At 73.4% G+C, this 20698-nt stretch carries 27 protein-coding genes; 15 read left to right on the top strand and 12 right to left on the bottom strand.

Annotated features, from left to right (window positions below; genetic code table 11):
- Window positions 1-2: 2 nt before the first annotated feature.
- Window positions 3-995, bottom strand: a complete 993-nt coding sequence (locus ABD419_RS21565; protein ID WP_344490978.1) for a tyrosine-type recombinase/integrase — start codon at window positions 993-995, stop codon at window positions 3-5.
- 117 nt (window positions 996-1112) lie between these two features.
- Here ABD419_RS21565 and ABD419_RS21570 point away from each other — a divergent pair, with 117 nt between their 5' ends.
- A complete protein-coding gene (locus ABD419_RS21570; RefSeq protein WP_344490981.1) occupies window positions 1113-1532 on the top strand; it encodes a secondary thiamine-phosphate synthase enzyme YjbQ in 420 nt (139 codons plus the stop codon).
- Between the two features lie 44 nt (window positions 1533-1576).
- On the opposite strand, the gene ABD419_RS21575 is transcribed toward ABD419_RS21570, so the two are convergent.
- Entirely contained in the window at window positions 1577-2536 is a 960-nt protein-coding gene (locus tag ABD419_RS21575; protein ID WP_344490984.1) for an aldo/keto reductase, read from the bottom strand.
- 123 nt (window positions 2537-2659) lie between these two features.
- On the opposite strand from ABD419_RS21575, the gene ABD419_RS21580 reads away from it, so the two are divergent.
- The 3 genes from ABD419_RS21580 to ABD419_RS21590 are packed head-to-tail and all read left to right on the top strand — an operon-like array spanning window position 2660 to window position 4346.
- Window positions 2660-3034, top strand: coding sequence for a MerR family transcriptional regulator (locus tag ABD419_RS21580; RefSeq protein WP_344490987.1), 375 nt, complete (start codon window positions 2660-2662; stop codon window positions 3032-3034).
- 40 nt (window positions 3035-3074) lie between these two features.
- Complete coding sequence (locus tag ABD419_RS21585) at window positions 3075-3806, top strand: nucleotidyltransferase domain-containing protein (protein ID WP_344490990.1); 732 nt, start codon at window positions 3075-3077, stop codon at window positions 3804-3806.
- A 9-nt stretch (window positions 3807-3815) separates the two neighbouring features.
- Entirely contained in the window at window positions 3816-4346 is a 531-nt protein-coding gene (locus tag ABD419_RS21590; protein WP_344490993.1) for an AAA family ATPase, read from the top strand.
- On the opposite strand, the gene ABD419_RS21595 is transcribed toward ABD419_RS21590, so the two are convergent.
- The 4 genes from ABD419_RS21595 to ABD419_RS21610 all read right to left on the bottom strand — a co-directional run bounded on the left by ABD419_RS21595 (window position 4336) and on the right by ABD419_RS21610 (window position 6893).
- Entirely contained in the window at window positions 4336-4833 is a 498-nt protein-coding gene (locus ABD419_RS21595) for an RBBP9/YdeN family alpha/beta hydrolase (RefSeq protein WP_344490996.1), read from the bottom strand. The genes ABD419_RS21590 and ABD419_RS21595 overlap by 11 nt on opposite strands.
- A complete protein-coding gene (locus ABD419_RS21600) occupies window positions 4833-5330 on the bottom strand; it encodes a tetratricopeptide repeat protein (protein ID WP_344490999.1) in 498 nt (165 codons plus the stop codon). Before ABD419_RS21600 ends, ABD419_RS21595 begins: the two co-directional genes overlap by 1 nt.
- A 10-nt stretch (window positions 5331-5340) precedes the next feature.
- Window positions 5341-6072: a hypothetical protein gene (locus tag ABD419_RS21605; RefSeq protein ID WP_344491002.1), complete on the bottom strand. Its 732-nt coding sequence runs from the start codon at window positions 6070-6072 to the stop codon at window positions 5341-5343.
- 122 nt (window positions 6073-6194) lie between these two features.
- Window positions 6195-6893, bottom strand: a complete 699-nt coding sequence (locus ABD419_RS21610) for an HNH endonuclease family protein (protein WP_344491004.1) — start codon at window positions 6891-6893, stop codon at window positions 6195-6197.
- Window positions 6894-7013: 120 nt separating this feature from the next.
- Between ABD419_RS21610 and ABD419_RS21615 the strand changes: the two genes are divergently transcribed.
- From ABD419_RS21615 to ABD419_RS21625, 3 genes are all read left to right on the top strand, one after another.
- Complete coding sequence (locus ABD419_RS21615; protein WP_344491007.1) at window positions 7014-7544, top strand: AAA family ATPase; 531 nt, start codon at window positions 7014-7016, stop codon at window positions 7542-7544.
- A gap of 64 nt (window positions 7545-7608) precedes the next feature.
- Entirely contained in the window at window positions 7609-8751 is a 1143-nt protein-coding gene (locus ABD419_RS21620) for a WD40/YVTN/BNR-like repeat-containing protein (RefSeq protein ID WP_344491010.1), read from the top strand.
- On the top strand, window positions 8748-9029 hold the full coding sequence (locus ABD419_RS21625) for a MoaD/ThiS family protein (protein WP_344491013.1): 282 nt from the start codon (window positions 8748-8750) through the stop codon (window positions 9027-9029). The genes ABD419_RS21620 and ABD419_RS21625 overlap by 4 nt, the downstream gene beginning before the upstream one ends.
- Window positions 9030-9083: 54 nt before the next feature.
- On the opposite strand, the gene ABD419_RS21630 is transcribed toward ABD419_RS21625, so the two are convergent.
- The gene (locus ABD419_RS21630) at window positions 9084-9626 is read right to left on the bottom strand and encodes an FKBP-type peptidyl-prolyl cis-trans isomerase (protein WP_344491016.1); all 543 of its coding nucleotides are present in this window, start codon (window positions 9624-9626) and stop codon (window positions 9084-9086) included.
- Window positions 9627-9709: 83 nt separating this feature from the next.
- On the opposite strand from ABD419_RS21630, the gene ABD419_RS21635 reads away from it, so the two are divergent.
- Window positions 9710-10171, top strand: a complete 462-nt coding sequence (locus ABD419_RS21635; protein WP_344491018.1) for a MarR family transcriptional regulator — start codon at window positions 9710-9712, stop codon at window positions 10169-10171.
- Here the strand turns inward: ABD419_RS21635 and ABD419_RS21640 are convergent.
- Window positions 10165-10821: an NAD(P)-dependent oxidoreductase gene (locus ABD419_RS21640; protein WP_344491021.1), complete on the bottom strand. Its 657-nt coding sequence runs from the start codon at window positions 10819-10821 to the stop codon at window positions 10165-10167. The two genes, ABD419_RS21635 and ABD419_RS21640, sit on opposite strands and share 7 nt — an antisense overlap.
- A 123-nt stretch (window positions 10822-10944) precedes the next feature.
- Here ABD419_RS21640 and ABD419_RS21645 point away from each other — a divergent pair, with 123 nt between their 5' ends.
- From ABD419_RS21645 to ABD419_RS21665, 5 genes are all read left to right on the top strand, one after another.
- Window positions 10945-11550, top strand: a complete 606-nt coding sequence (locus ABD419_RS21645) for a rhomboid family intramembrane serine protease (protein ID WP_344491024.1) — start codon at window positions 10945-10947, stop codon at window positions 11548-11550.
- Window positions 11547-11771: a hypothetical protein gene (locus tag ABD419_RS21650; RefSeq protein ID WP_344491027.1), complete on the top strand. Its 225-nt coding sequence runs from the start codon at window positions 11547-11549 to the stop codon at window positions 11769-11771. Before ABD419_RS21645 ends, ABD419_RS21650 begins: the two co-directional genes overlap by 4 nt.
- Before the next feature lie 79 nt (window positions 11772-11850).
- Window positions 11851-12225 (top strand): GntR family transcriptional regulator, encoded by a 375-nt coding sequence (locus tag ABD419_RS21655; protein ID WP_344491030.1) that lies wholly within the window; start codon window positions 11851-11853, stop codon window positions 12223-12225.
- 15 nt (window positions 12226-12240) lie between these two features.
- A complete protein-coding gene (locus ABD419_RS21660; RefSeq protein WP_344491033.1) occupies window positions 12241-13134 on the top strand; it encodes an ABC transporter ATP-binding protein in 894 nt (297 codons plus the stop codon).
- Window positions 13131-14123 (top strand): ABC transporter permease, encoded by a 993-nt coding sequence (locus ABD419_RS21665; RefSeq protein ID WP_344491036.1) that lies wholly within the window; start codon window positions 13131-13133, stop codon window positions 14121-14123. Before ABD419_RS21660 ends, ABD419_RS21665 begins: the two co-directional genes overlap by 4 nt.
- A gap of 61 nt (window positions 14124-14184) precedes the next feature.
- Here ABD419_RS21665 and ABD419_RS21670 read toward each other — a convergent pair whose 3' ends face one another.
- Both ABD419_RS21670 and ABD419_RS21675 read right to left on the bottom strand, forming a co-directional pair.
- Window positions 14185-14601 carry a VOC family protein gene (locus tag ABD419_RS21670; RefSeq protein ID WP_344491039.1) on the bottom strand — a complete coding sequence of 139 codons (417 nt, stop codon included), beginning with the start codon at window positions 14599-14601 and terminating at the stop codon, window positions 14185-14187.
- An 89-nt stretch (window positions 14602-14690) separates the two neighbouring features.
- Window positions 14691-15635, bottom strand: coding sequence for an NADP-dependent oxidoreductase (locus tag ABD419_RS21675; protein ID WP_344491042.1), 945 nt, complete (start codon window positions 15633-15635; stop codon window positions 14691-14693).
- A 267-nt stretch (window positions 15636-15902) separates the two neighbouring features.
- Between ABD419_RS21675 and ABD419_RS21680 the strand changes: the two genes are divergently transcribed.
- Window positions 15903-17039: a coiled-coil domain-containing protein gene (locus ABD419_RS21680; RefSeq protein ID WP_344491045.1), complete on the top strand. Its 1137-nt coding sequence runs from the start codon at window positions 15903-15905 to the stop codon at window positions 17037-17039.
- Between the two features lie 75 nt (window positions 17040-17114).
- On the opposite strand, the gene ABD419_RS21685 is transcribed toward ABD419_RS21680, so the two are convergent.
- A complete protein-coding gene (locus tag ABD419_RS21685; protein WP_344491048.1) occupies window positions 17115-19289 on the bottom strand; it encodes an MMPL family transporter in 2175 nt (724 codons plus the stop codon).
- 95 nt (window positions 19290-19384) lie between these two features.
- Here ABD419_RS21685 and ABD419_RS21690 point away from each other — a divergent pair, with 95 nt between their 5' ends.
- Window positions 19385-20008, top strand: a complete 624-nt coding sequence (locus tag ABD419_RS21690) for a TetR/AcrR family transcriptional regulator (RefSeq protein WP_344491051.1) — start codon at window positions 19385-19387, stop codon at window positions 20006-20008.
- Between the two features lie 97 nt (window positions 20009-20105).
- Here ABD419_RS21690 and ABD419_RS21695 read toward each other — a convergent pair whose 3' ends face one another.
- Window positions 20106-20693, bottom strand: a complete 588-nt coding sequence (locus tag ABD419_RS21695) for a DinB family protein (RefSeq protein WP_344491054.1) — start codon at window positions 20691-20693, stop codon at window positions 20106-20108.
- Between the last annotated feature and the right edge of the window lie 5 nt (window positions 20694-20698).

A 20698-nucleotide genomic window follows, 5' to 3' on the forward strand; every position in this document is an offset into this window, starting at 1 on the left:
CATCACGATTCGGGGAGCTGGAGCCGGTCGACCGCCTCGCGTGAGCGCCGGGCCGGGCGCCGGTCGTAGCGGGCGGTCGTGGCGGGGGAGGCGTGGCCGACGAGGGACTGGGTGATGGCCAGGTCGACGCCGGCGTCGAGGAGCTCGCCGATGAACGTGCGGCGGAAGTCGTGGGGGGTGTGGCGGCGCTGGCCGGCCTCGACCAGGCGCTTGGTGAGGAGGTCGGCGATGGCCTGCCCGGTCATGCCCGACAGCTGGCTGCCGGTGCGCCGGAGCGTCCCGGCCTTGTTGATGGGGCAGAACAGGGCCCCGGGGGTGTTGCCGCGCACGGCCATCCACCGCTCGATGCGGGCCTGGGCCGCTTCGGTGACGTAGACGGCGCGCTCCTTGTTGCCCTTGCCGACGATGCGGATGGCGCGCTCGGCCCGGTCGTAGTCGACCAGGCGCATGGAGGCGATCTCGGAGCGGCGGCACCCGGTGGAGTACAGGGTCGCCAGGACGGCGGCGTCGCGGGCGCCGGCGGGGCCGGGGTCGGCGTCGCAGGCGTACAGGGCGGCGCCGAGGGCCTCGCCGTCGACCTGCTGGCCGACCGGCAGCCGCGTGGCCTTGACCGGTTGGAGGTCGCAGGCGCGCTGGTAGTCGTCGGCGGCGATGAGGTCGAGGCGCCACGCCTCCTTGAGGACGCGGCGCAGGGCCGCGAGGTGCTTGTTGACGTAGGCGCCGGACCAGCCGGCGTCGATCATGGCCGCGCGCAGCCGGGAGGTGTGCTCGTAGCGCAGCAGGTGCCAGGGCTGGCCCTCGCCGGTGGTGGCGGGGTCGCCGGAGAGGAGCTGCGCGATGCGGTCGAGGCACCCGCGCATGGTGCGGCGCGACTCGGCCGAGCCGAGGGAGTCGAGGTAGGCGCGGTACGGGTCCGCGTTCGGGGAGACGGCGACCGTGCGGTCGCTCCAGTCGATCCCGGTCAACGCGTTCCCTGCCGTGCCGCTGCCTGCCATGGACCCCACCCTAATCGACGGGGCCGACGTCCGGGCCGGGCCCGGCGGCAAGCGCTCACTGTCCGGTAAGGCCCGGCTCACCGGATCGGTGGCGTTGCGGCGTGGGAGGATCGGCCCATGAGCTCGGCGTTCCACACCACGACCCTCGAGGTCCACACCGGACGGCGCGAGTCGGTCCGCAACCTCACCGGCGAGTGCGAGGGCTTCCTGTCCTCCATCGGCGCCCGCGAGGGCCTGCTGAACGTGTTCGTGCCCCACGCGACCGCCGGGATCGCGGTGATCGAGACCGGCGCCGGGTCCGACGAGGACCTCCTGGACGCCCTCGGGGACCTCCTGCCGCGCACCGACCGGTGGCGCCACCAGCACGGGTCGATCGGGCACGGCCGCGACCACGTCCTGCCCGGCCTGGTCGCCCCGCACGCGACGCTCCCGGTGGTGGCCGGACGGCTCGCCCTGGGCACGTGGCAGTCGGTGCTCCTGGTGGACACCAACCGCGACAACCCCGACCGGACCGTCCGGCTCTCCTTCCTCGGCTGACACCCGGGCCCGCCCGACCTGCGAGCGGACGGGCCCGGACGGCGCTAGGCCGCGGCGTTCAGGCGCTCGCGCTGCCCGGCGTCGAGCTTGAGCGCCACCCCGGCGGCCGCCTCCTCCAGCTGCGCGACCGACGACACCCCGACCAGCGGGATCAGCGGCGCGTCATGGCCGGCCAGCCACGCCAGGACCACCTGGTTGCGCGTCGCCTCCGTCTCGGCGGCGACCTCGTCGAGGACCCGCAGCCGCGCGTCGGTCCCCGGGTGCGCGTAGTGCTCCCCGAGGGGCTTCTTCACGTACGCGCCCGACAGGAGCGAGGAGTACGCGAGCATCGCCGTGCCCGGCGTGCTCGCGATGAAGTCCAGGTCCGTCGGCGCCGCGTGCACGTGCCCGCCCTCGGGCAGGCGCGCGTCCGGGCGCGGCTTCAGGTACGAGTACCGGTTCTGCATCGCCGTGTACGCCGCGGCGCCGGCCGCCTCGGCGACCCCGCGGGCCTGCTGGACGCGCCACGCGGTGTGGTTCGACGCCCCGACCATGCGGGCCCTCCCCGAAGCGACGGCGTCGCCGAAGCCCGCGACGGTCTCCGCAAGCGGCGTGTCCCGGTCGTCGCGGTGGGACCAGAACAGGTCCACCCGGTCGGTCCCCAGCCGCTGCAGCGACTCCTCCAGCGCCGCCCCGATCCGCTCCCGCGAGAGCGGCTCGGAATGGTCCATGCCCCCGCCGAAGAACACCGGCCGGCGCCCGGCCTTCGTCGCCAGCACCACCTCGTCGCGGTTGCCCCGCGCCGCGAACCAGCGGCCCAGCAGCAGCTCCGACTGGTCCCCGGTGCCGTCCCCTTCCCAGAACATGTAGCAGTTGGCGGTGTCGATGAAATTGCCGCCCAGCTCCACGAACCGGTCCAGGATCGCGAAGCTCAGCGCCTCGTCCTGCTGCGTGCCCAGGGCCATCGCCCCCAGGCACAGCCGCGACACCCCGATGGCGTCCGGCCCCAATGCGATCCGCTCCACAGCGGTCCCCTCTCGTCGATGCCTACGCCGACGACGCTAGGACCTGGAGTGGACTCCAACGCAAACCCGCAGGCCACGGCCCACCCGCCGCCGCCGCCGCGGCGGCGACTATCCTCGGCAGGCGTGAACACCACCTCCGTCGACACGTACACCATCGGCGAATGCGCCCGCCGCTCCGGCTTCACCATGGACACCCTCCGCTACTACGAGCGCATCGGCCTCATCGGCGACATCGCCCGCACCACCACCGGCCAGCGCCGCTTTACCGACGAGCACCTCGAATGGCTCGGCGTCCTCAAATGCCTGCGCGACACCGGCATGCCCGTCGAGCAGATGCACCGCTTCGCGACCCTCGTCCGCGACGGCGACCACACCATCGCCGAGCGCATCGCCCTCCTGGAGACCCACAAGACCGCCGTCGACGCCCGCATGGACGACCTCGTCGCCAAACGCGACTACCTCCTCGGCAAGATCGCGTACTACAAGTCCGTCGCGTAAACGGCTCGACGCGCACCCCGCCGCCGGGCATACTCCCCGGATGCACCACCGCGACCACGCCCTCGCCATCGCCGCCGCGGTCGCCGGGGCCGAACCCGACGCGCTCGCCGTCGCCCTCGTCGGCTCCGTCGCCACCGGCACCGACCACCCCCACTCCGACATCGACCTCATCGCCGCCGCCGCCACCGGCCCCGGCACCCGCGTCCTCCACGTCGAAGGCCGCATGGTCACCCTCACCCGCGCCGCCCCCGACGACCTCGCCGCGGCCCTGACCCGGCCCCGCGACGCCGGAGCCGCCGTCCCCGCCTGGCGCACCGCCCGCCTCCTCCACGACCCCGACGGCGTCCTCCGCGACCTCAAGGCCCGAGCCGACGCATGGACGTGGGACCGCGTCGAGGACCCCGACCGGTGGGCCGCAGGCGAACTCGTCGGCCTCGCCGAAGAGGTCCACAAAGTCCACGGGATGCTCGCCCAGGGCCGGGCCCGCGCCGCCGCCGCCAACCGCCTCATCCTCACCCTCGCGCTGGCCGTCCCCATGGCCGCCGCGAACCGGCTCCTCTACGGCTCCGAGAACGACCTCTGGGACGCCCTCGCCGCCGCCGAAGGGCCCGGCTGGGCCGCGGACTGGGACACCGCCGCCGGACTCGCCCCCGCCGGGCCCGAGGCCGCCGCCCGCACCGCCTGCGCCCTGTACCGCCGGGCCGCCTCCCGGCTCGCACCCCACCTCGCCGGCACCGACCGGACCGTCGTCACCGCCGCCGCCGACCTGTAAGGACCCCGGATGCGCCGCTACATCCTCACCGGCGCGCCCGGCGCCGGCAAGACCACCGTCGCCGCCCGCCTCGCGGCCGCCGGGCACACCGTCGTCGCCGAGGCCGCCACCGACCTCATCACCGCCGCGCAGGCCGCAGGCGACCGCAGCCCCTGGACGCAGCCCGGGTTCTGCGAGCGCGTCGCCGCCCTCCAGCGCGACCGCCAGGCCGCCGCCGACCACCTGCCCGGCCCCGTCCAGTACTTCGACCGCTCCCCGGTCTGCACCCTGGCCCTGGCCCGCTTCCTCGGCCACCCCGTCGGGCCCGTCCTCGCCGCCGAGCTCGCCCGCACCGCCGGCCTGTACCGGCCCGACGTCCTCTTCGTCGACCTCCTCGACCGGATCACCCCGACGCCCGTGCGCCGCATCAGCCTCGACCAGGCCCGCGAATTTGAGCGGATCCACCTCGACGCCTACACCGAGTACGGCTTCCGCCTCCACCGGCTCCCGCCCGCCGGCGAGGCCGAGCGGGCCGCGCTCGCCCTGGCCCTCACCCCGTAGCCAGGGCCGCGACCAGCCGCTCGCCCTCCGGCCACGGCCCGAACCCGGTCTTGGCGTCCAGATGCCCCACCGCACCGGCGTCGAACCGCTCCGCGCCCCACGCCCGCGCGTACGCCGCCGCCCCCTCCGGCGTGCAGTACGGGTCGTCGCTGGAGGCGACCACCAGCGACCGGAACGGCAGCGGCGCCATCGGCACCGGCTCCTCCCGCAGGAACGGCGGCGTCACCAGCAGCGCCGCGCGCACCGGCCCCGGCCCGTGGGCGAGCGCCCACGTCGCCACCGTCACGCACCCCGCCGAATGGGCCACCAGGACCACCGGCTCCAACGACGCCGCGACCGCCGCCTGCAGCGCGGCCACCCGCTCGGCGAACACGACCGGGGGACCGGGCGGCTCCGGCGCCCACGCCCACCCCGGGCGGGCCGCCCACTCCCGCTGCCAGTGGCCCGGCAGCGGCACGCCCCGCCCCGGCACCGCCAGGAACCGCATCAGCCGACCGGACCGAGGCCGACCAGGCCCCGCGCGTAGTTCACCGTCGACCGCTGGTACCGGGGCAGATGCGGGGCCAGCGCCTCCAGCGCCACCGACAGGCCCTCCCGGTCGCGGCCCAGCTTCGCCAGCGTCAGCGCCTCGCACATCGCCAGCGCCCCGTCGTACGCGTCCGAACCGCGCCCGCGCTCCTCGGCGATCATCGCCAAAGCCTCCTCGGGCCGTCCGGTCTCGCGCAGCGACGACGCCATCTGGATCGACACCCGGCGCCGGCGCACGCCCGACAGGCCCGCCGCGACCGCCCGCTCGTAGCAGCCGACGGCCTCCTCGGTGAACCCGGTCGAGTCGAGCGCGCCCCCGACCTCGAACCAGCCGACCGCCTCGTCGTCGCACTCCGCCGCCAGCGCGCGCATCGCGGCCGCGAACTCCTCGCGGCCCATCGTGTCGAGCCGCTCCCACAGTGCCGCGCACCGCGCTTCCCACTTCGCGTCAACCATGACGCGAACCCTACTCGCGCGGCTGCCGCAGCCCGTCCCCGAGCGCTCCCAGGACCCCCAGCAGCGTCAACCGCTCCTGCGCGTCGAGGGCCTCGTACACCGGCGCGTCGAGCCGGTTCGTCTCGGCCTCCACCGCCTCGCGCACCGGCCCCGGCTGCAGCGCCTTCATCTCGTCGACGGTCAGCCCCGCCGCGCCCCACGCCGCCCGGTGCGCGTCCGCCCGGTGGTGGCGCAGCGCCTCCAGCCGCGACACCAGCCGCTGCGCCGCCGACGCGCCCACCGGCTCCCACACCGGCGTCATGGCCCGGAACACCGGGCCGCCGCTCGCCTGCCCCGCCTCCAGCAGCCGCCCCAGCAGCGCCACCGCGACCTCCATGCCCGCGGCCCCCGGCATCGTCGCGATCGGCCGGTACCCCCACAGGCGCTCCGCCGCGGCGGTGAACACCCGGTCGACCTCCACCACCACCTCGCGGCCCGCGGCCGTCAGCGACCAGCAGCCCTGCGACCGCGCCACCAGGCCCCGGGCCTCCTCCGCGTCCGGATCGAACCCGAAGTACACCATCCGCGCCGCCAGCGCCGCCTCGTCCACCGGATGGTCCAGCAGCGCGTAGAACGCGTCGATCTCCACCCCCGGCCGCAGCCCCCGCGACGCGTACAGCTCCCGGACCTCCGCGTACGCCCCGTGCCGCACCGACACGTGCAACCGGTCGATCACCGGACGGACCACCGCCGCAAACGACATGACAACTCCTGACACGACGAACCGCATACGAACAGCACCCATGATCGCACCGCCGAGACCCGTTCGCGCACAGCGACCGGGCCGGGGCGAACCGCCCCGGCCCGACACGACCCACCCCCCGGCTAACACGCCGCGGCGTAGTCCAGCAGCGCCGTCCGCTCCGCCTCGTCCACAGTCAGCGACCACTCCTTCTTCACCTCGACCCACGCCCACACGTACGCGCACCACACGCCCTCGTCCTCGGGCATCCACTCCGCCGGGTCCTGATCGGACTTCGACCGGTTCGACGACGCCGTCACCGCGATCAGGTGCCAGGAGTTCCCCAGCCAGTTCGCGTACGACTGCCGGTCCTCGGTCGTCCAGTTCAACGCCCCCGACCCCCACGCCTCCTTCAACGGCACGAAATGGTCGATGTCGACGTCACCGGACTCGGTGACGGTCACCCCGTCGTACATCGACACCCACTCACCGGTCATCGCCGCGTCGCAGTCGGCCTCCGTCAACGCCCCCGACCGCTCCTGCGCGACCAGGACGTCGTCGCGGGCGTCGCACCCGTTCCCGTCGTCGTCCTTCCAGTGCGGGAACAGGGACCGGTCGTACCCCTCGTTCTCCTCCTCGGCGACCGCCAGGCCCTCGATGTCGGCCGTCAACACAGCCGGATCCACCTCGACCTGGAACGGGGCGGTGTCGGAGAACTCCGCCGGCGCCGCCGACTCACCGCCCGAAGGCAGCTCGTCGATCGCGTCCGACAGCTCGGAGCAGCCGGCGGCGGCCAGCAGCACCGCGGGGGACAGGAACAGGGCAAGACGGGAGGCACGCATCACATTCGTCCTTACAGGAGTGAGAACCGGGAGGTGGACACGGCCGGGGTGCCCCATCCGTCCGCAACGTAACACGATCAGGCCCACCCGAACACGATCACCTCTGCTAGATTCCCCCGAATGATCGTCTGGCTCAACGGCACCTTCGGCTCCGGCAAGACCACCACCGCCCGCCTCCTCCAGACCGCGCTCCCCGCGCGCCTCTTCGACCCCGAGCAGATCGGATACCTCCTGCGCGGCGTCATCGGCGACCTGCCCCACCACGACTTCAAAGAACTCCCGCCCTGGCGCGGCCTCACCGTCGAGACCGCCCGGCAGATCCTCGACCACGCCGGCGGCACCCTCGTCGTCCCCCAGACCGTCCTCGAACACGACTACTGGACCGAACTCATGGACGGCTTCGCCGCACACCGCATCCCCGTCCACGCCTACACCCTCCACACCGACCGCACCGCCTTCACCCACCGCGTCGACCACGACACCGCCGAACCCACCGCCCGGCAATGGCGCCACGACCACCGCGACCCCTACGAGACCGCCCTCCGCGACTGGCTCGCCGACACCACCACCGTCGTCGACAACACCCGCCTCACCCCCGACCAGACCGCCACCCGCATCGCCGACGACCTCCGAAACCGCCGAACCGCCTGAAAACGTCACACCCAGGCGCGACCATGGGAACGAAGCGCCACACCGCACGGCAAAGGAGCCCGCCATGGCCTACCTCGTCCTCATCGGCACCCGCAAGGGCCTGTTCACCGCCACCAGCGACGACCGCGTCCACTGGACCGTCGACGGACCCGCCAAACTCGACAAGGACGGCTTCACCGCCGTCGCCGAGATATACGCCGCCGCCTGCGACCCCGCCACCGGCCGCATCCTCATCGGCGCCTCCACCTTCTTCGGCCCCTCCATCTGGCGCTCCGACGACGCCGCCGCCACCTGGCACGAACCCGAGAACGCCCCCATGTCCTTCCCCCAGGACCTCCCGTACCGGCCCCTCGACTTCTCCGACACCGCCGGCGTCGACCAACCCGACAGCCCCGAGACCAACACCGTCAAACGCATCTGGCAACTCGCCTTCGGCCCCGGCGACCGCGTCTGGGCCGGCGTCGAACCCACCAGCCTCTGGACCTCCGACGACGGCGGCCAGACCTTCACCTTCAACCAGGCCCTCTGGGACCACCCCCAGCACACCACCTGGGCCTCCGGCGCCGGCGGCCCCGCCGTCCACACCATCGTCCCCCACCCCGGCGAACCCGAGAAACTCACCGTCGCCATCTCCTCCGGCGGCATCTACCGCACCGACGACGACGGCGCCACCTGGACCGGCATCACCAAGGGCATCACCGTCGACTACGGCCCCGACGAAGCCCCCGAATCCGGCCAGTGCATCCACAAGGTCACCCGCGACGCCGTCGGCACCCTCTTCGCCCAGAGCCACGGCCCCGCCTACCGCGCCACCGGACCCGACGGCGGCTGGACCAACATCTCCGCCACCCTCCCCTCCAACTTCGGATTCGCCATGGTCGCCCACCCCACCCGACCCGGCACCGTCACCGCCTGGCCCGTCGGCGAATCCATGGACCGCACCCCGCCCGGCGCCCGCATCGCCGCCTGGCGCACCACCGACGGCGGCGACACCTGGCACTCCTGGTCCCAAGGCCTCCCCGACGAGGACTACTACGGCACCGTCATGCGCGACGGCGCCTGCACCGACGGCGACCCCGACGACCCCGGCTGGTACTTCGGCACCCGCTGCGGCGACGTCTACGCCGCCGCCGACGACGGACAATGGCACCAGGTCACCGCCCACCTCCCCGACGTCCTCTGCGTCCGCGCCATGGTGACCCCGTGATCATCGACGTCAAGATCCCCGCCGCACTCGCCTCCGAGTGCGGCGGCGCCCGCCACCTCACCGTCGACCTCGACGAGCACGCCACCCTCGCCGACCTCCTCGACGCCGTCCACACCACCCACCCCCGACTCGCCCGCCGCCTCCGCGACGAATCCGGCCGACTACGCCGCTTCGTCAACGTCTACATCGGCGACGACGAGTCCCGCCGCCTCCAAGGACTCCACACCCCCCTCGCCGGCAAGGACATCCAGATCCTCCCCTCCATCGCCGGAGGCTGACACCGCACAAGAAAAGGGGCCGCCCACCGGGCGGCCCCTTCCACATCCACTGCGCTACGACTTGCCGTTGATCGACACCACGTCGACCACGAACACCAGCGTCTCGTTCGGACCGATCACACCGCCCGCACCCGCCGCACCGTACCCCAGCTCCGGCGGGATCACGATCAGACGCCGGTCACCGACCTGCGCCCCCGCCAGACCGTCGTTCCACCCCTGAATCACCGGAGCCGAACCCAACGGCGACACCGTGAACGGCTGCGCCCCCCGGTTCCACGACGCATCGAACTCCTTGCCGTTCGACCAGTTGAACCCCGCGTACTGCACCGCGACCGCATCCCCGGCCACCGCCTCCGCACCCGAACCCTCGACCACGTCGTGAACGAACAGCCCACCCGGCGCCGCCGCATCCGACGGCACCGACACCACCGGACGCGAACCCGTGTCCTCCGACACCGACACCTCGACGCCGTCACTGATCTGCACCACGTCCAAATCCCCTTCCTCCGAGCCGCCCTCAGCGGCACCGCAACCCGCCAGCAGCACCGCACCCGCGGCCGCCACCGGCACGACAAACCTCAACAGCCTAAGCACCACCGCGCGAACCTACCACCCAGACCCCCCGACCCGCCCCCTCGCCTATCCTGAACCCCCGACCCGACCAGCAGGAGAACGGCACCATGCAGCCCGCGCCCACCGACACCGAACACGTCACCGAACTCCTGCGCGCCCTCACCGTCCAACTCCGCCTCCTCAACCGCCAGGTCTCCGACCGCCTCCGCCTCCAAGACGTCGACCTCGAATGCCTCGACCTCATCGCCCGCACCGGCCCCCTCACCCCCTCCGCGCTGGCCCGCGCCGCCGACCTGCACCCGGCCACCGTCACCGGCGTCCTCGACCGCCTGGAGACCGCCGGATGGATCCGGCGGGACCGGGTCCCGACCGACCGGCGCGCGGTGCACCTGACGGCCGACCCCGGCCGCGCCACCGAGGTCCGGGCCCTCTACGAGCCGCTGCGCACCGCGATCGCCGAGGTGTGCGCGGACTTCACCCCCGAGCAGCTCGCCGTGATCGCCGCGTTCGTCGACCGGATCGCGGCCGCCGGGCGCGCCGCGACCGACGGCCTCGCCGGCCGTCAGTAGGCCACGCCCACGACCCCGCCCACACCGGTCTCGGCGGCGTCGAGCATCGCCGCGGCCAGGTCCGCGCGCGAGATCGTCCACCCGTTGCGCGGGTTGCGGCCCGCGGCGGTGCGCCAGGCGCCCTTCGCGGGCCCGTCGGTCAGCCGCGGCGGCCTCACGACCGTCCAGTCCAGACCCGAGTCGAGCACGACGTCCTCCATGAGCGCCAGGTCCCGGTAGTGGTCGGCCAGCGCCCGCTTCACGATCGGCGTCGCCAGGCGCAGCAGGAGCCCGTCGCCGGGGTCGGTGCGGGGCTTGTCGGGGCGCTGCGGGGTGGGGACGGTCCCGATGGGCGCGGCCGAGAGCACGACCAGGCGCCGGGTCCCGTTCGCGCGCATGGCCTCGACGAGGGCGGCGGTGCCGGTCCGGGCGACGCCCGCATCGCCCTTCCCGGTCGCGCCGAGGGCCGAGACGACGGCGTCGGCCCCGGCGGTCGCGTCCGCGAGGGCCGCGGGGTCGGGGTGCGCGAAGTCGGTGCGCACGCTGGGGACGCCCGCGGGAAGCTTGGCGGGGGAGCGGACGAGGGCGGTGACGTCGTGTCCGGCGGCGAGCGCCAGGTCCAGGACGAGGCGGCCGGTCGCGCCGGTGGCGGCGGCCAGGACGAGTTTCATCGGGGGTCTCCTCACGACAGATGATACGAGTTCCATACTATCCGGATTCCGTATCGATTCGGCGCGGCGTGCGGGCCCCGACTACGCTTCACACACCACCCGAACTCCATGCGAGGAGCCGCATTGACCCTCCCGGTCCAGCCCGCGGGCCCCCGGCCCGTGCACCCCCTCCGCCGCGCCCTCGCCACCTGGGGCGCCCTCGCCGCGCTCCTGTGGGCCGTCCTGGCCGTCGACCTCGTCCTCCCCGCGCGCCTGACGATGTGGGGGATCACCCCGCGCACCCTCGACGGCCTCCTGCCCGGGATCGCCGCCGCCCCGTTCCTCCACGCCGACGCCGCGCACCTCGCCGCCAACACCGTCCCCCTCGTCGTCATGGGCGTCGTCTGCGCCCTGCGCGACTGGCGCGGGATGTGGGCCGCGCTCGGCACCGCGCTCGTGGTCTCCGGACTCGGCGTGTGGCTGATCTCCCCGGCGCACTCGGTCACCGTCGGCGCCTCCGGCGTCGTGTTCGGCCTCTTCGGCTACCTGCTGGCGCGCGGCATCGTCATGCGCCGCCTCGGCGACTTCCTCATCGCCCTGCTCGTCTTCCTCGTCTACGGGTCCCTCATCTGGGGCGTCCTGCCCACCAGCCCGTACGTGTCCTGGCAGGCGCACCTGTTCGGGTTCCTCGGCGGCATCGCCGCGGCCATCGCCGTCGCCCGCTCCCGCCGCGCGAAGGCCGCCGCGTGAGCGCCCCCTCCGGGTTCGACTACCGCGAGCGCGGCGACGGGACCGTCGTCATCACCCACCGCGGCCGCGCCGCGGCCACCCTCCGCGGGGGCCGCGCCGCCCGGTTCCTCGCCGAGGCCGACGTCGGCGACCCCCAGCTCGTCATGGCCCGCTGGACCGGCGCGTACAAGTTCGGCAACGAGCGCGCCGCCCGCAACCACCCCCGCAACCAGGGCAGATAGCCGCAGGGACCCGCCGCGGTTTGACAGTGCCACCCTCCTAGCACTATAGTGCTAACATCCTAGTGAAATAGAGTGAGTTGTGATCGACTTCCACCTCGAACCGCGCTCCGGCGTGGCCCCGTACATGCAGCTCGTCCACCAGGTGCAGCAGGCCCTGCGACTCGGCATGCTCACCGTGGGGGACCAGCTGCCCACGGTCAAGCAGGTCGTCGCCAAGATCGCCATCAACCCCAACACCGTCCTCAAGGCCTACCGCGAACTCGAACGCCGCGGCCTCGTCGCCCCCAAACCCGGCCGCGGCACCTTCGTCACCGCCACCCTCGCCGCCGGCGACCTCGACGCCCACGCCGAACTCAAGACCGACCTCCACCGCTGGATCACCCGCGCCCGCACCGCCGGACTCGACGACGACGCCATCGAAGCCCTCTTCGCCACCACGATCAGACAGACCTGACCGAAAGCAGGGACCATGGACACCCCAGTCATCACCACCACCGCCCTCACCAAGCGCTACGGCTCCCACCCCGCCCTCACCGACGCCACCCTCGACCTCCCCGCCGGCCGCATCGTCGGCCTCGTCGGCCCCAACGGCGCCGGCAAGTCCACCCTCCTCGCCCTCGCCGCCGGGCTCATCCGCCCCACCAGCGGCACCATCGAAGTCCTCGGCAACCGCCCCGCCGCCGACGCCGCGCAACTCGCCCGTGTCGGCTTCGTCGCCCAGGACACCCCCGTCTACACCCAGCTCACCGTCGCCGACCACCTCACCCTGGGGGAGAAGCTCAACCCCCGCTGGGACCGCCGCACCGCCGCCGACCGCATCCGCCAGATCGGCCTCGACCCCGCGAAGAAGGCCGGACGCCTCTCCGGCGGCCAGAAAGCCCAACTCGCCCTCACCCTCGCCGCCGCCAAACGCCCCGACCTGCTCATCTTCGACGAACCCGTCGCCGCCCTCGACCCCCTCGCCCGCCGCGCCTTCCTCCAGTCCCTCATGGAGTTCGTCGCCGACCTCGACGTCGCCGTCGTCCTCTCCTCCCACCTCATCGCCGACGTCGAACGCGTCTGTGACCACCTCGTCATCCTCGCCGAATCCCGCGTCCAGGTCGCCGGCGACATCGACGACCTCACCGCCGACCACTACCGCGTCGTCGGCCCCCGCGGCACCCTCGACACCCTCCCCGCCGGCGTCGAACCCATCGCCGCCGACCACACCCCGCGCCAATCCACCCTCATCGTCCACAACACCACCGGCCGACCCCTCGACCTCCCCGGCGCCGAGACCATCGGCCTCGAGGACATGGTCCTCACCTACCTCCACCGCGCCGAAGGACTCGGCACCCCGATCCTCCAGGAGACCCGCTCATGATCTGGCTGACCTGGCGGCAGTTCCGCACCCCCGCCATCGCCGCCGCCACCGCGCTCGCCCTCATCGGCGGGTTCCTCCTGTGGCTCGGCGCCGACCTGCGCTCCTTCTACGACGCCGCCGTCACCGGCTGCACCACCGAATGCACCGACGCCGCCTACCGCACCCTCCTGACCAACGAGTACGGCACCAAGATCCTCCTCGCCGGACTCCTCGTCATGGCCGCCCCCGGCTTCGTCGGCGCGCTCTGGGGCGCGCCCCTCATCGCCCGCGAGATCGAGACCGGCACCCACCGCCTCGCCTGGACCCAGTCGGTCACCCGCCGCCGCTGGCTCACCGCCAAGACCGCCGTCGTCGGCGGCGCCGCCCTCGTCTTCACCGCCGCCCTCGCCGGCCTCCTCACCTGGGCCGCGGCACCCTACGACGACCTGGTCGACGACCGCTTCACCGCGCTGGTGTTCTCCGCGCGCAACCTCGCACCCCTCGGCTACGCCGTCCTCGCCTTCGCGATCGGCCTCACCGCCGGCCTGCTCGCCCGCCGCACCCTCGTCGCCGTCACCGCCACCATGATCGCGTTCCTCGCCGTCCAGCTCGCCGCCGCGACCCTCCTGCGCCCCCACTACCAGGAACCGGTCACCGAGGACATGACGCTCGCCGAAGCCGAGGCCGCCGGCGACATCGACTCCTTCAACGTCGGCGAGGACGGCGCCACCCTCCAGGGCCTGCGCCTCCCCGGCGCCTGGGTCGTCTCCGACTACATGGACGTCACCGACGCCTCCGGCGACCCCATCACCAGCGACACCATCGCCGACTGCGACCCCGGCGGCCCGCCGGGGGAGTGCATGTCCCAGTTCGGCGCCCACTTCGACGTCACCTACCACCCCGCCGACCGCTACTGGACGTTCCAGTGGATCGAACTCGCCGGCGCCCTCGCGCTCGCCGCCGTCCTCCTCGCCCTCGCCTACTGGCGCCTCCCGCGCGGCGTCAACTGAACGATTCCCGCAAGCAACGGTGGGCGGGACCGCAGTCCCGCCCACCGTCCTCCACGCCGATCTACCCGGGGGAGCCGCTCCCGGCGATGTTCACCATCCACCCGATCCCGAACCGGTCCACCAGGGCCCCGAACTCGTCGCCCCACATCTGCCGCTCCAGCGGGATGTTCACCGACCCGCCCTCCGACAGCCCCGCGAAGTACCCGCGCAGCGCGTCCCCGTCGTCGCCCGACAGGCTGATCGCGATGTTCTGCCCCGGCACGTACGGCATCCCCGGCGGCGTGTCCGACGCCATCACCGTGAACCCCGCCGACGACGTCAGCTGCGCGTGCATCACCTGCTCGGCAGGCGCGTCCGGCACCCCCGACTCGCCGAACGTCGTCACGTGCAACTCACCGCCCAGCACCGACTGGTAGAACTCCATCGCCTCGCGCGCGTTCCCGTCGAACGACACGTACGGATTGAGGATCGAACCCATCAGAGGACTCCTTCCGCCCGATCTACCGCCATCGTCGCAGCGCGCACCCCCACCGACAGCCGAATCCCGAACCCCGGGGGAGCAGCCGCTCAGACCAGCCGGAACACCAGCTTCCCCGCGAACCCGCCCGCCTCCATCAGCGCATGCGCCGCAGCGAACTCCTCCAGCGCGAACTCCCGCGCCACGTGCACCCGCAACCGCCCCGCCTCCACCAGGTCCGCCAGCGCCTCCAGGGCCTGCGCATCCGGCTCCACCAGCTGGAACCGCGTGTCGATCCCGCGCGCGACCGCATCGGGGAACACGGCGTCCCGCGTCGAGTAGTGCATCTGCAGCAGCGTCCCGCCGTCGCGCAGCACCGACACCGACCGGGCCGCCACGTCGCCGCCGAGCGTCGAGAACACCACGTCCGCATCGCTCACCAGCTCGGTGAAGTCCTCACCCCGGTAGTCGACGACCTCATCGGCGCCCAGACCCAGCACGAACTCCCGGTTCCCCGCACTCGCGGTCCCGATCACGTACGCGCCCAGCGTCTTCGCGATCTGCACCGCGAGATGCCCGATCCCGCCCGCCGCGGCGTGGATGAGCACCTTCTGTCCCTTTTCGAGCCTCGCGCGGGAGACGAGCGCCTGCCAGGCGGTCAGGCCCGTCAGCGGCAGCGCCGCGGCCTCGACGTGCGACAGCGACGCCGGCTTCAAGGCGAGGTCGCGGGCCGGGGCCGTCAGGTACTCGGCGTGCGCGCCGGCGCGGTGCGGGAACCGCGGCATGCCGAACACCTCGTCGCCGACCTTGAACCTCGTGACGCCGATGCCGACGGCCGCCACGGTGCCCGAGACGTCCCAGCCGAGCGTGAACGGCGGCTCGCCGATGTACAGGCCGATCTCGCGCGCCGCCGGGTCGACCGGGTTCAGGCTCGCGGCGTGCACCCGCACCAGCACCTCGCCGTAGAACGGCTCGGGCCGCGCCACGTCCTCGAGCCGCAGGACCTCGGTCCCGCCCAGCACCGACTGGGTCACCGCACGCATCGTCTCGTTCACAGGGGTCGCTCCATCTCCACGGAATCTGCTTCAGGATCTTCGCGAGTCTAGATCACCCCTGCGGGCCCGAACCGGCCTCGGCGGGCCGATCGCGCCGAAAGGGCCACCGACCCGACGAACGGGCCGCCGGGATCCAGTAGGTCGTCACAGGGCCGCCACATTCATAACTTGCGGGAACGGCACTTCTCGTGAGTTATGCATCCGGGGGAGACACGCCTGTTTTTCTATTATTTAAATATCAATACCGGAAATAAATAATGTTAGGATGTGGGCATGACGAAAACAGATGCCACCGCCCAGACCAACCCGAAGCTCGTGACGCTGTGCAAGCGGTGCGGGACGCCGATCCCGCAGCAGCCCGGCCGCGGCCGCCCGCGCCTGTACTGCGCCGACGGCGACTGCGCCTCCCAGGCCAAGCGCCAGCGCGAGCTGCGCCGGTCGACGCCGGGACTGGAGGGCGCGCTGGCGCGGGCCGAGGAGCTGTACGAGCAGATCGAGCAGTCGATGTCGTCGGCGCTGGCCCCGCTGGCGGAGGCGCTGCGGGCGGAGACGGACCCGGCGGAGGTCGAGGCGCGGATCGCGGAGGTGCGGTCGGACGCGGCCGGTGCGGTGGCGGCGGCGCGGGCCGAGCGCGACGAGGTCGCGGCCCGGGCGGGTGCGCTGCGCGAGGAGGTCGCGGGCGCGCTGGCGGAGGTCGAGCGGGTGTCGGCGGTGGCGGCCGCGGGTGAGGCGCGGGCGAAGGAGGCCGTGGCGGCGCGGGTGTCGGCGGTGCGGGAGGCCGAGGCCGCCCGCGAGGAGGCGGGCCGGGCACTGGCCGAGGCCGCGGCGGCGGTGGCGGATCGCGATGCGGCTGTCGAGGAGGCGGCGGTGGCGCGGACGGCGGCCGCGGGCGCGGTCGTGGAGCGGGACGCGGCGGTGGCGGCCCGTGAGGAGGCCGAGCTGGTGGCGGTGCAGGCGCGTGGCGAGGCGGAGTCGGCGCGGACGCGGGCGGATGCGGTGGCCGCGGAGGCGGCGGAGGCGCTGCGGGCCGGTGAGGCGGCGCTGGAGCGGGCCGAGGCGCGGGTGTCGGCGGTGATGGTGGAGCGCGACGGTGAGCGGTCGCGGGTGGAGTCGCTGCTCGCGGAGCTGGCGGTGGCGCGCCGGGACGCGGAGCACGCGTCGGCGGCGGCGGTGGAGCGGTCGGAGGCGCTGTCGCGGTTGCAGGGCGAGTTCGCGGGTGCGGTGGCGGATCAGCGGGTGCTGGCGTCGCGGCTGGAGGCGGCCGAGGCGGCGCTGGCGGAGTCGCGTGGTGAGGCGGGGTCGTGGCGCGAGCGGGCGGTCGCGGCGGAGGCGCGGAACGGGGCACGGTCGGACGGGGCGCGTTCGAGTGAGGCGCGGTCGGGTGGGGAGCGCGTGACGGAGTAGTACTCCCCCGCGTCGGTGCGTGGGTGGTTTGTCTGGTTCGGGGCCCGGTGTTCGCCGGGCCCCGTGCTGCGTGTCCTAGTCGCGGAGGCCGATGCGGTCGTGGAGTCGCCGCAGAGGTGCGGGCGCCCACCAGTTGGCGCGGCCGGTCAGGCGCATGAGCGCGGGCAGCAGGACACCGCGGATCACCGTGGCGTCCACGACGACCGCGAGTGCCATGCCGACGCCGAGCATCTGGAGGAAGACCACGTCGCCGGTCGCGTAGACCGCGAACGTGAAGGCCAGGACCAGGGCCGCGGCGGTGACGAGCGGCGCCGAGCGCTGGAGTCCCACGGCGATCGAGGCGGTGCGGTCGCCGGTGCGGTCGTGCTCCTCCTTGATGCGCGAGAGCATGAACACCTCGTAGTCCATCGACAGGCCGTAGGCGATGCAGAACATGAGGATCGGGATGCTCGGTTCGAACGAGCCCTGCGGGGTGAACCCGATGAGGCCGGACAGGTGGCCGTCCTGGAAGACCCACACGAGCGCCCCGAACATGACCGACAGCGACAGCGCGTTGAGGACGGTGGCCTTGACCGGTGCGATGAGGCTGCCGGTCATGAGGAAGAGGATCGTGAAGGTGACCAGGACGATGAGGCCGAGGACGAGCGGGAGCCGGTCGAGCAGGGCGTCGCGGAAGTCGGCGAGGTCGGCGGGGTAGCCCGAGACGGCGACGTCGAAGGGCGCTTCGAGTGCCCGCACCTGGCCGACCATGGCGTAGGGGTCGGCGCGCATGGCCTCGACGGTGGGCACGGCCGAGAGCCAGGTCGCGTCGCCGCTCCAGGCGAAGCGGCCCCTGTCCCCGCCTGCGACGGCGAGCCCGTCGACGAAGCGGCCGGCGGCCGAGTCGACCTGGGCGATGCCGTCCACTGCGGAGAGGTCGGCGGCGTAGGCGGCGAGCGCGGCCTCGTCGGCGCCGTCGAGGTGGAGGAGCAGCGCGTCGCTCTCCTCGGCGGCGAAGCCGGCGGAGATCTGGTCGGAGACGATGCGGCTGGGCGCGTCCTCGGGGAGCACCCGCTCGTCGGGGACGCCGAAGCGGACGCCGGCGAGCGGGGAGGCGAGGACGCCGACCAGGACGAGCGCGGCCGCGCCCCACAGGACGGGGCGGCGCATGACCGCCGTCGCCAGGCGGAACCACCGGCCGGTCTCCAGGGGCCGGGCGGGGCGGGGGCGCAGGACGCGGTCGCCCCAGCGGGCGAGGGCGGCGGGGAGGACCAGGACGGCGCCGATGACCGCGGCGAGGGGCACCACGATCCCGGCGTATCCGAAGGAGCGCAGGAACGGGAAGGGCATGAGCAGCAGCACCGAGAGGCTCGCGGCGACGGTGACGGCGGAGTAGACGACGGTGCGGCCGGCGCTGGCGACCGTGCGGGCGAGCGCTTCGGCGCGGTCGTGCCGTGCCGACTCCTCGCGGAAGCGGCTGACGATGAACAGGCAGTAGTCGACGGCGAGGCCGATGCTCATCACGAGGATGAGGTTCGCGGCGAACGTGGAGACCTCGGTGGCGGCGGCGACGGCGCGCATGGCGGCCAGGGAGAGGGCGAGCGCGAAGAGCCCGACTCCGATGGTGAGGAGCGCGGCGACCGGTCGCCGGTAGAGGGCGATGAGGAGGACGAGCAGGCCGGGGATGACGATGGCCTCGGCGAGCAGGAAGTCCTCGCGGGCGAGTTGGGCGGCTTCGCGGAAGAGCTCGTCGGAGCCGCCGACCGCGACGTCGATGTGGGTGCCGGTGCGGGTGAAGTCCGCTTTCAGCTGCGGGAGGATCTCCTCGCGGACGACGGTGGCGTCGCCGGGGAGGTAGGCGGCCACGAGGGCCTGGGTGCCGTCCTCGCTGCGCAGGGTGGGCGAGCGTGCGTCCCAGTAGGACTGGACGGTGCGCACGTGGTCGGTCTCGGCGAGTTCGGCGGCGAGGGCGGCTCCCGCGGCGGTGCTGGCGGCGGAGTCGACGTCGCCGTCGGCGGCGGTGACCAGGAGGAGGAGGTTGGCGGAGCCGGCGCCGAATTCGCGGTCGAGGGTCTCGCCGGCGGTGATCGCTTCGGAGCCGGGGGCTTCGAAGCGGGAGAGGACGAGGGCGTTCATGGTGCCGGAGCCGATGAGGCCCGCGGCGATGAGGAGGAGCAGGGCGGTGACGAGGATGGTGCCGCTGCGGTTGGAGGCGAGGCGGCCGAGGCGGTGCATCGGCGTGGCCTCGCGCGGCGGAGCGGTGGAGGTCATGGGGTCTCCCGACCGGCGTAGACTGAGAATACGAGTGAGCGCTCGCATTAAAAATACGAGCGATGACTCGTATTAGCAAGGTGGAAGGGAGTCCGGTGACCGAGGACACGGCCAAGCCCGCCAGGAAGCGGCAGGCCCGGGGTGAGAAGCGCATGGCCGAACTGCTGGACGCGGCCGCGGCGGTCTTCGCCGAGCAGGGCTTCACGAGGGCGAGCACCAACGCGATCGCGGCGCGCGCGGGGGCGTCGCCGGGCACGCTGTACCAGTTCTTCACGAACAAGCAGGAGATCGCCGAGGCCCTCATGGCCCGCTACGTCGCGCGGCTGCAGGAGGCGCAGGGGGCCGCGTCGGGGCCAGACGCGGCCGGGCTGCCGCTGCCCGCGCTGCTCGACCGCGTGGTGGACCCCATCATCGCGTTCGACCGGGCGAACCCGGGATTCCATGCGCTGCTGGCGGATCCGGGCGTGACCGAGGAGCTGGCGGCGGCCAAGCGCCCCGCGCAGCGGCTGATGTTCGACCGCCTCGACGGGCTGTTCGCGGCGCGGGTCCCCGACCTGCCGGACGACGAGCGGCGGCTGGCGGTCGAGGTCGCGATCCACATGTTCAGGGGCCTGCTGCCGATGGTCATCGGCGCGAGCGAGGAGGCCCTGCCGAAGGTCGCGGCCGAGGTGAAACGGGCCCTGGGTGCCTACCTGGAACCGGTGCTCGGCAGCGGCTGACCCGGCCGCGGCAGGGATCTCGCCCTCGGATTCGTCGGCGACGTGGGCGTGCCGCCGGGCACCGGCTCGGCGCGGGGAGTGCGCCGCGTCGGCGCCCCTACTCGCCGGCGGCGGTGCGGGCGGCCTGCTCGACCTGGTCGCGGTAGGCGGGCCAGTCGTACTGGTCGGCGGGCGGGAGGTTGGAGTTGCGCTCGTTCAGGCCTGCGGCGCCGTCGATGGTCTCGCGGACGATGTCGGCGTGCCCGGCGTGGCGGTTGGTCTCGGCGGTCATGTGGACGAGGATTTCGCCGAGGGTGACGGTGTTGCGGTCGGCGGGCCACCAGGGGACGGTGCCGGCGGCGTCGATGTCGAGGGCGTCGACGGTGGCGTTGGAGTGGTCCCAGACGCGCCGGTAGAGGCCGGTGATGTCGGCGGTGGTCTCGTCGGCGGTCGCCCACATCTCGATGTTGGGGACGGACTCGACGAGGGCGAACCAGGCGGGCGGGTCGGGGAAGGGCCGGTCGAAGACGACCCCGAAGTACTCGGCGTCGGTGGCGGCGGAGTGCTTGACGAGGCCGAGGAGGTTGGTGCCGGTGGGGGTGAGCGGGCGGCGGAGGTCGTACTCCCCCAGGCCGTCGAGCTTCCACAGGAGGGCTTCGCGGGCGCCCTGGAGGTACCGCTGGAGGGTGGTCTTGAGGTCGGTCATGGGTG

The organism is Glycomyces endophyticus (genome assembly GCF_039531525.1).
Taxonomy (GTDB): Bacteria; Actinomycetota; Actinomycetes; order Mycobacteriales; family Micromonosporaceae; genus Glycomyces; species Glycomyces endophyticus.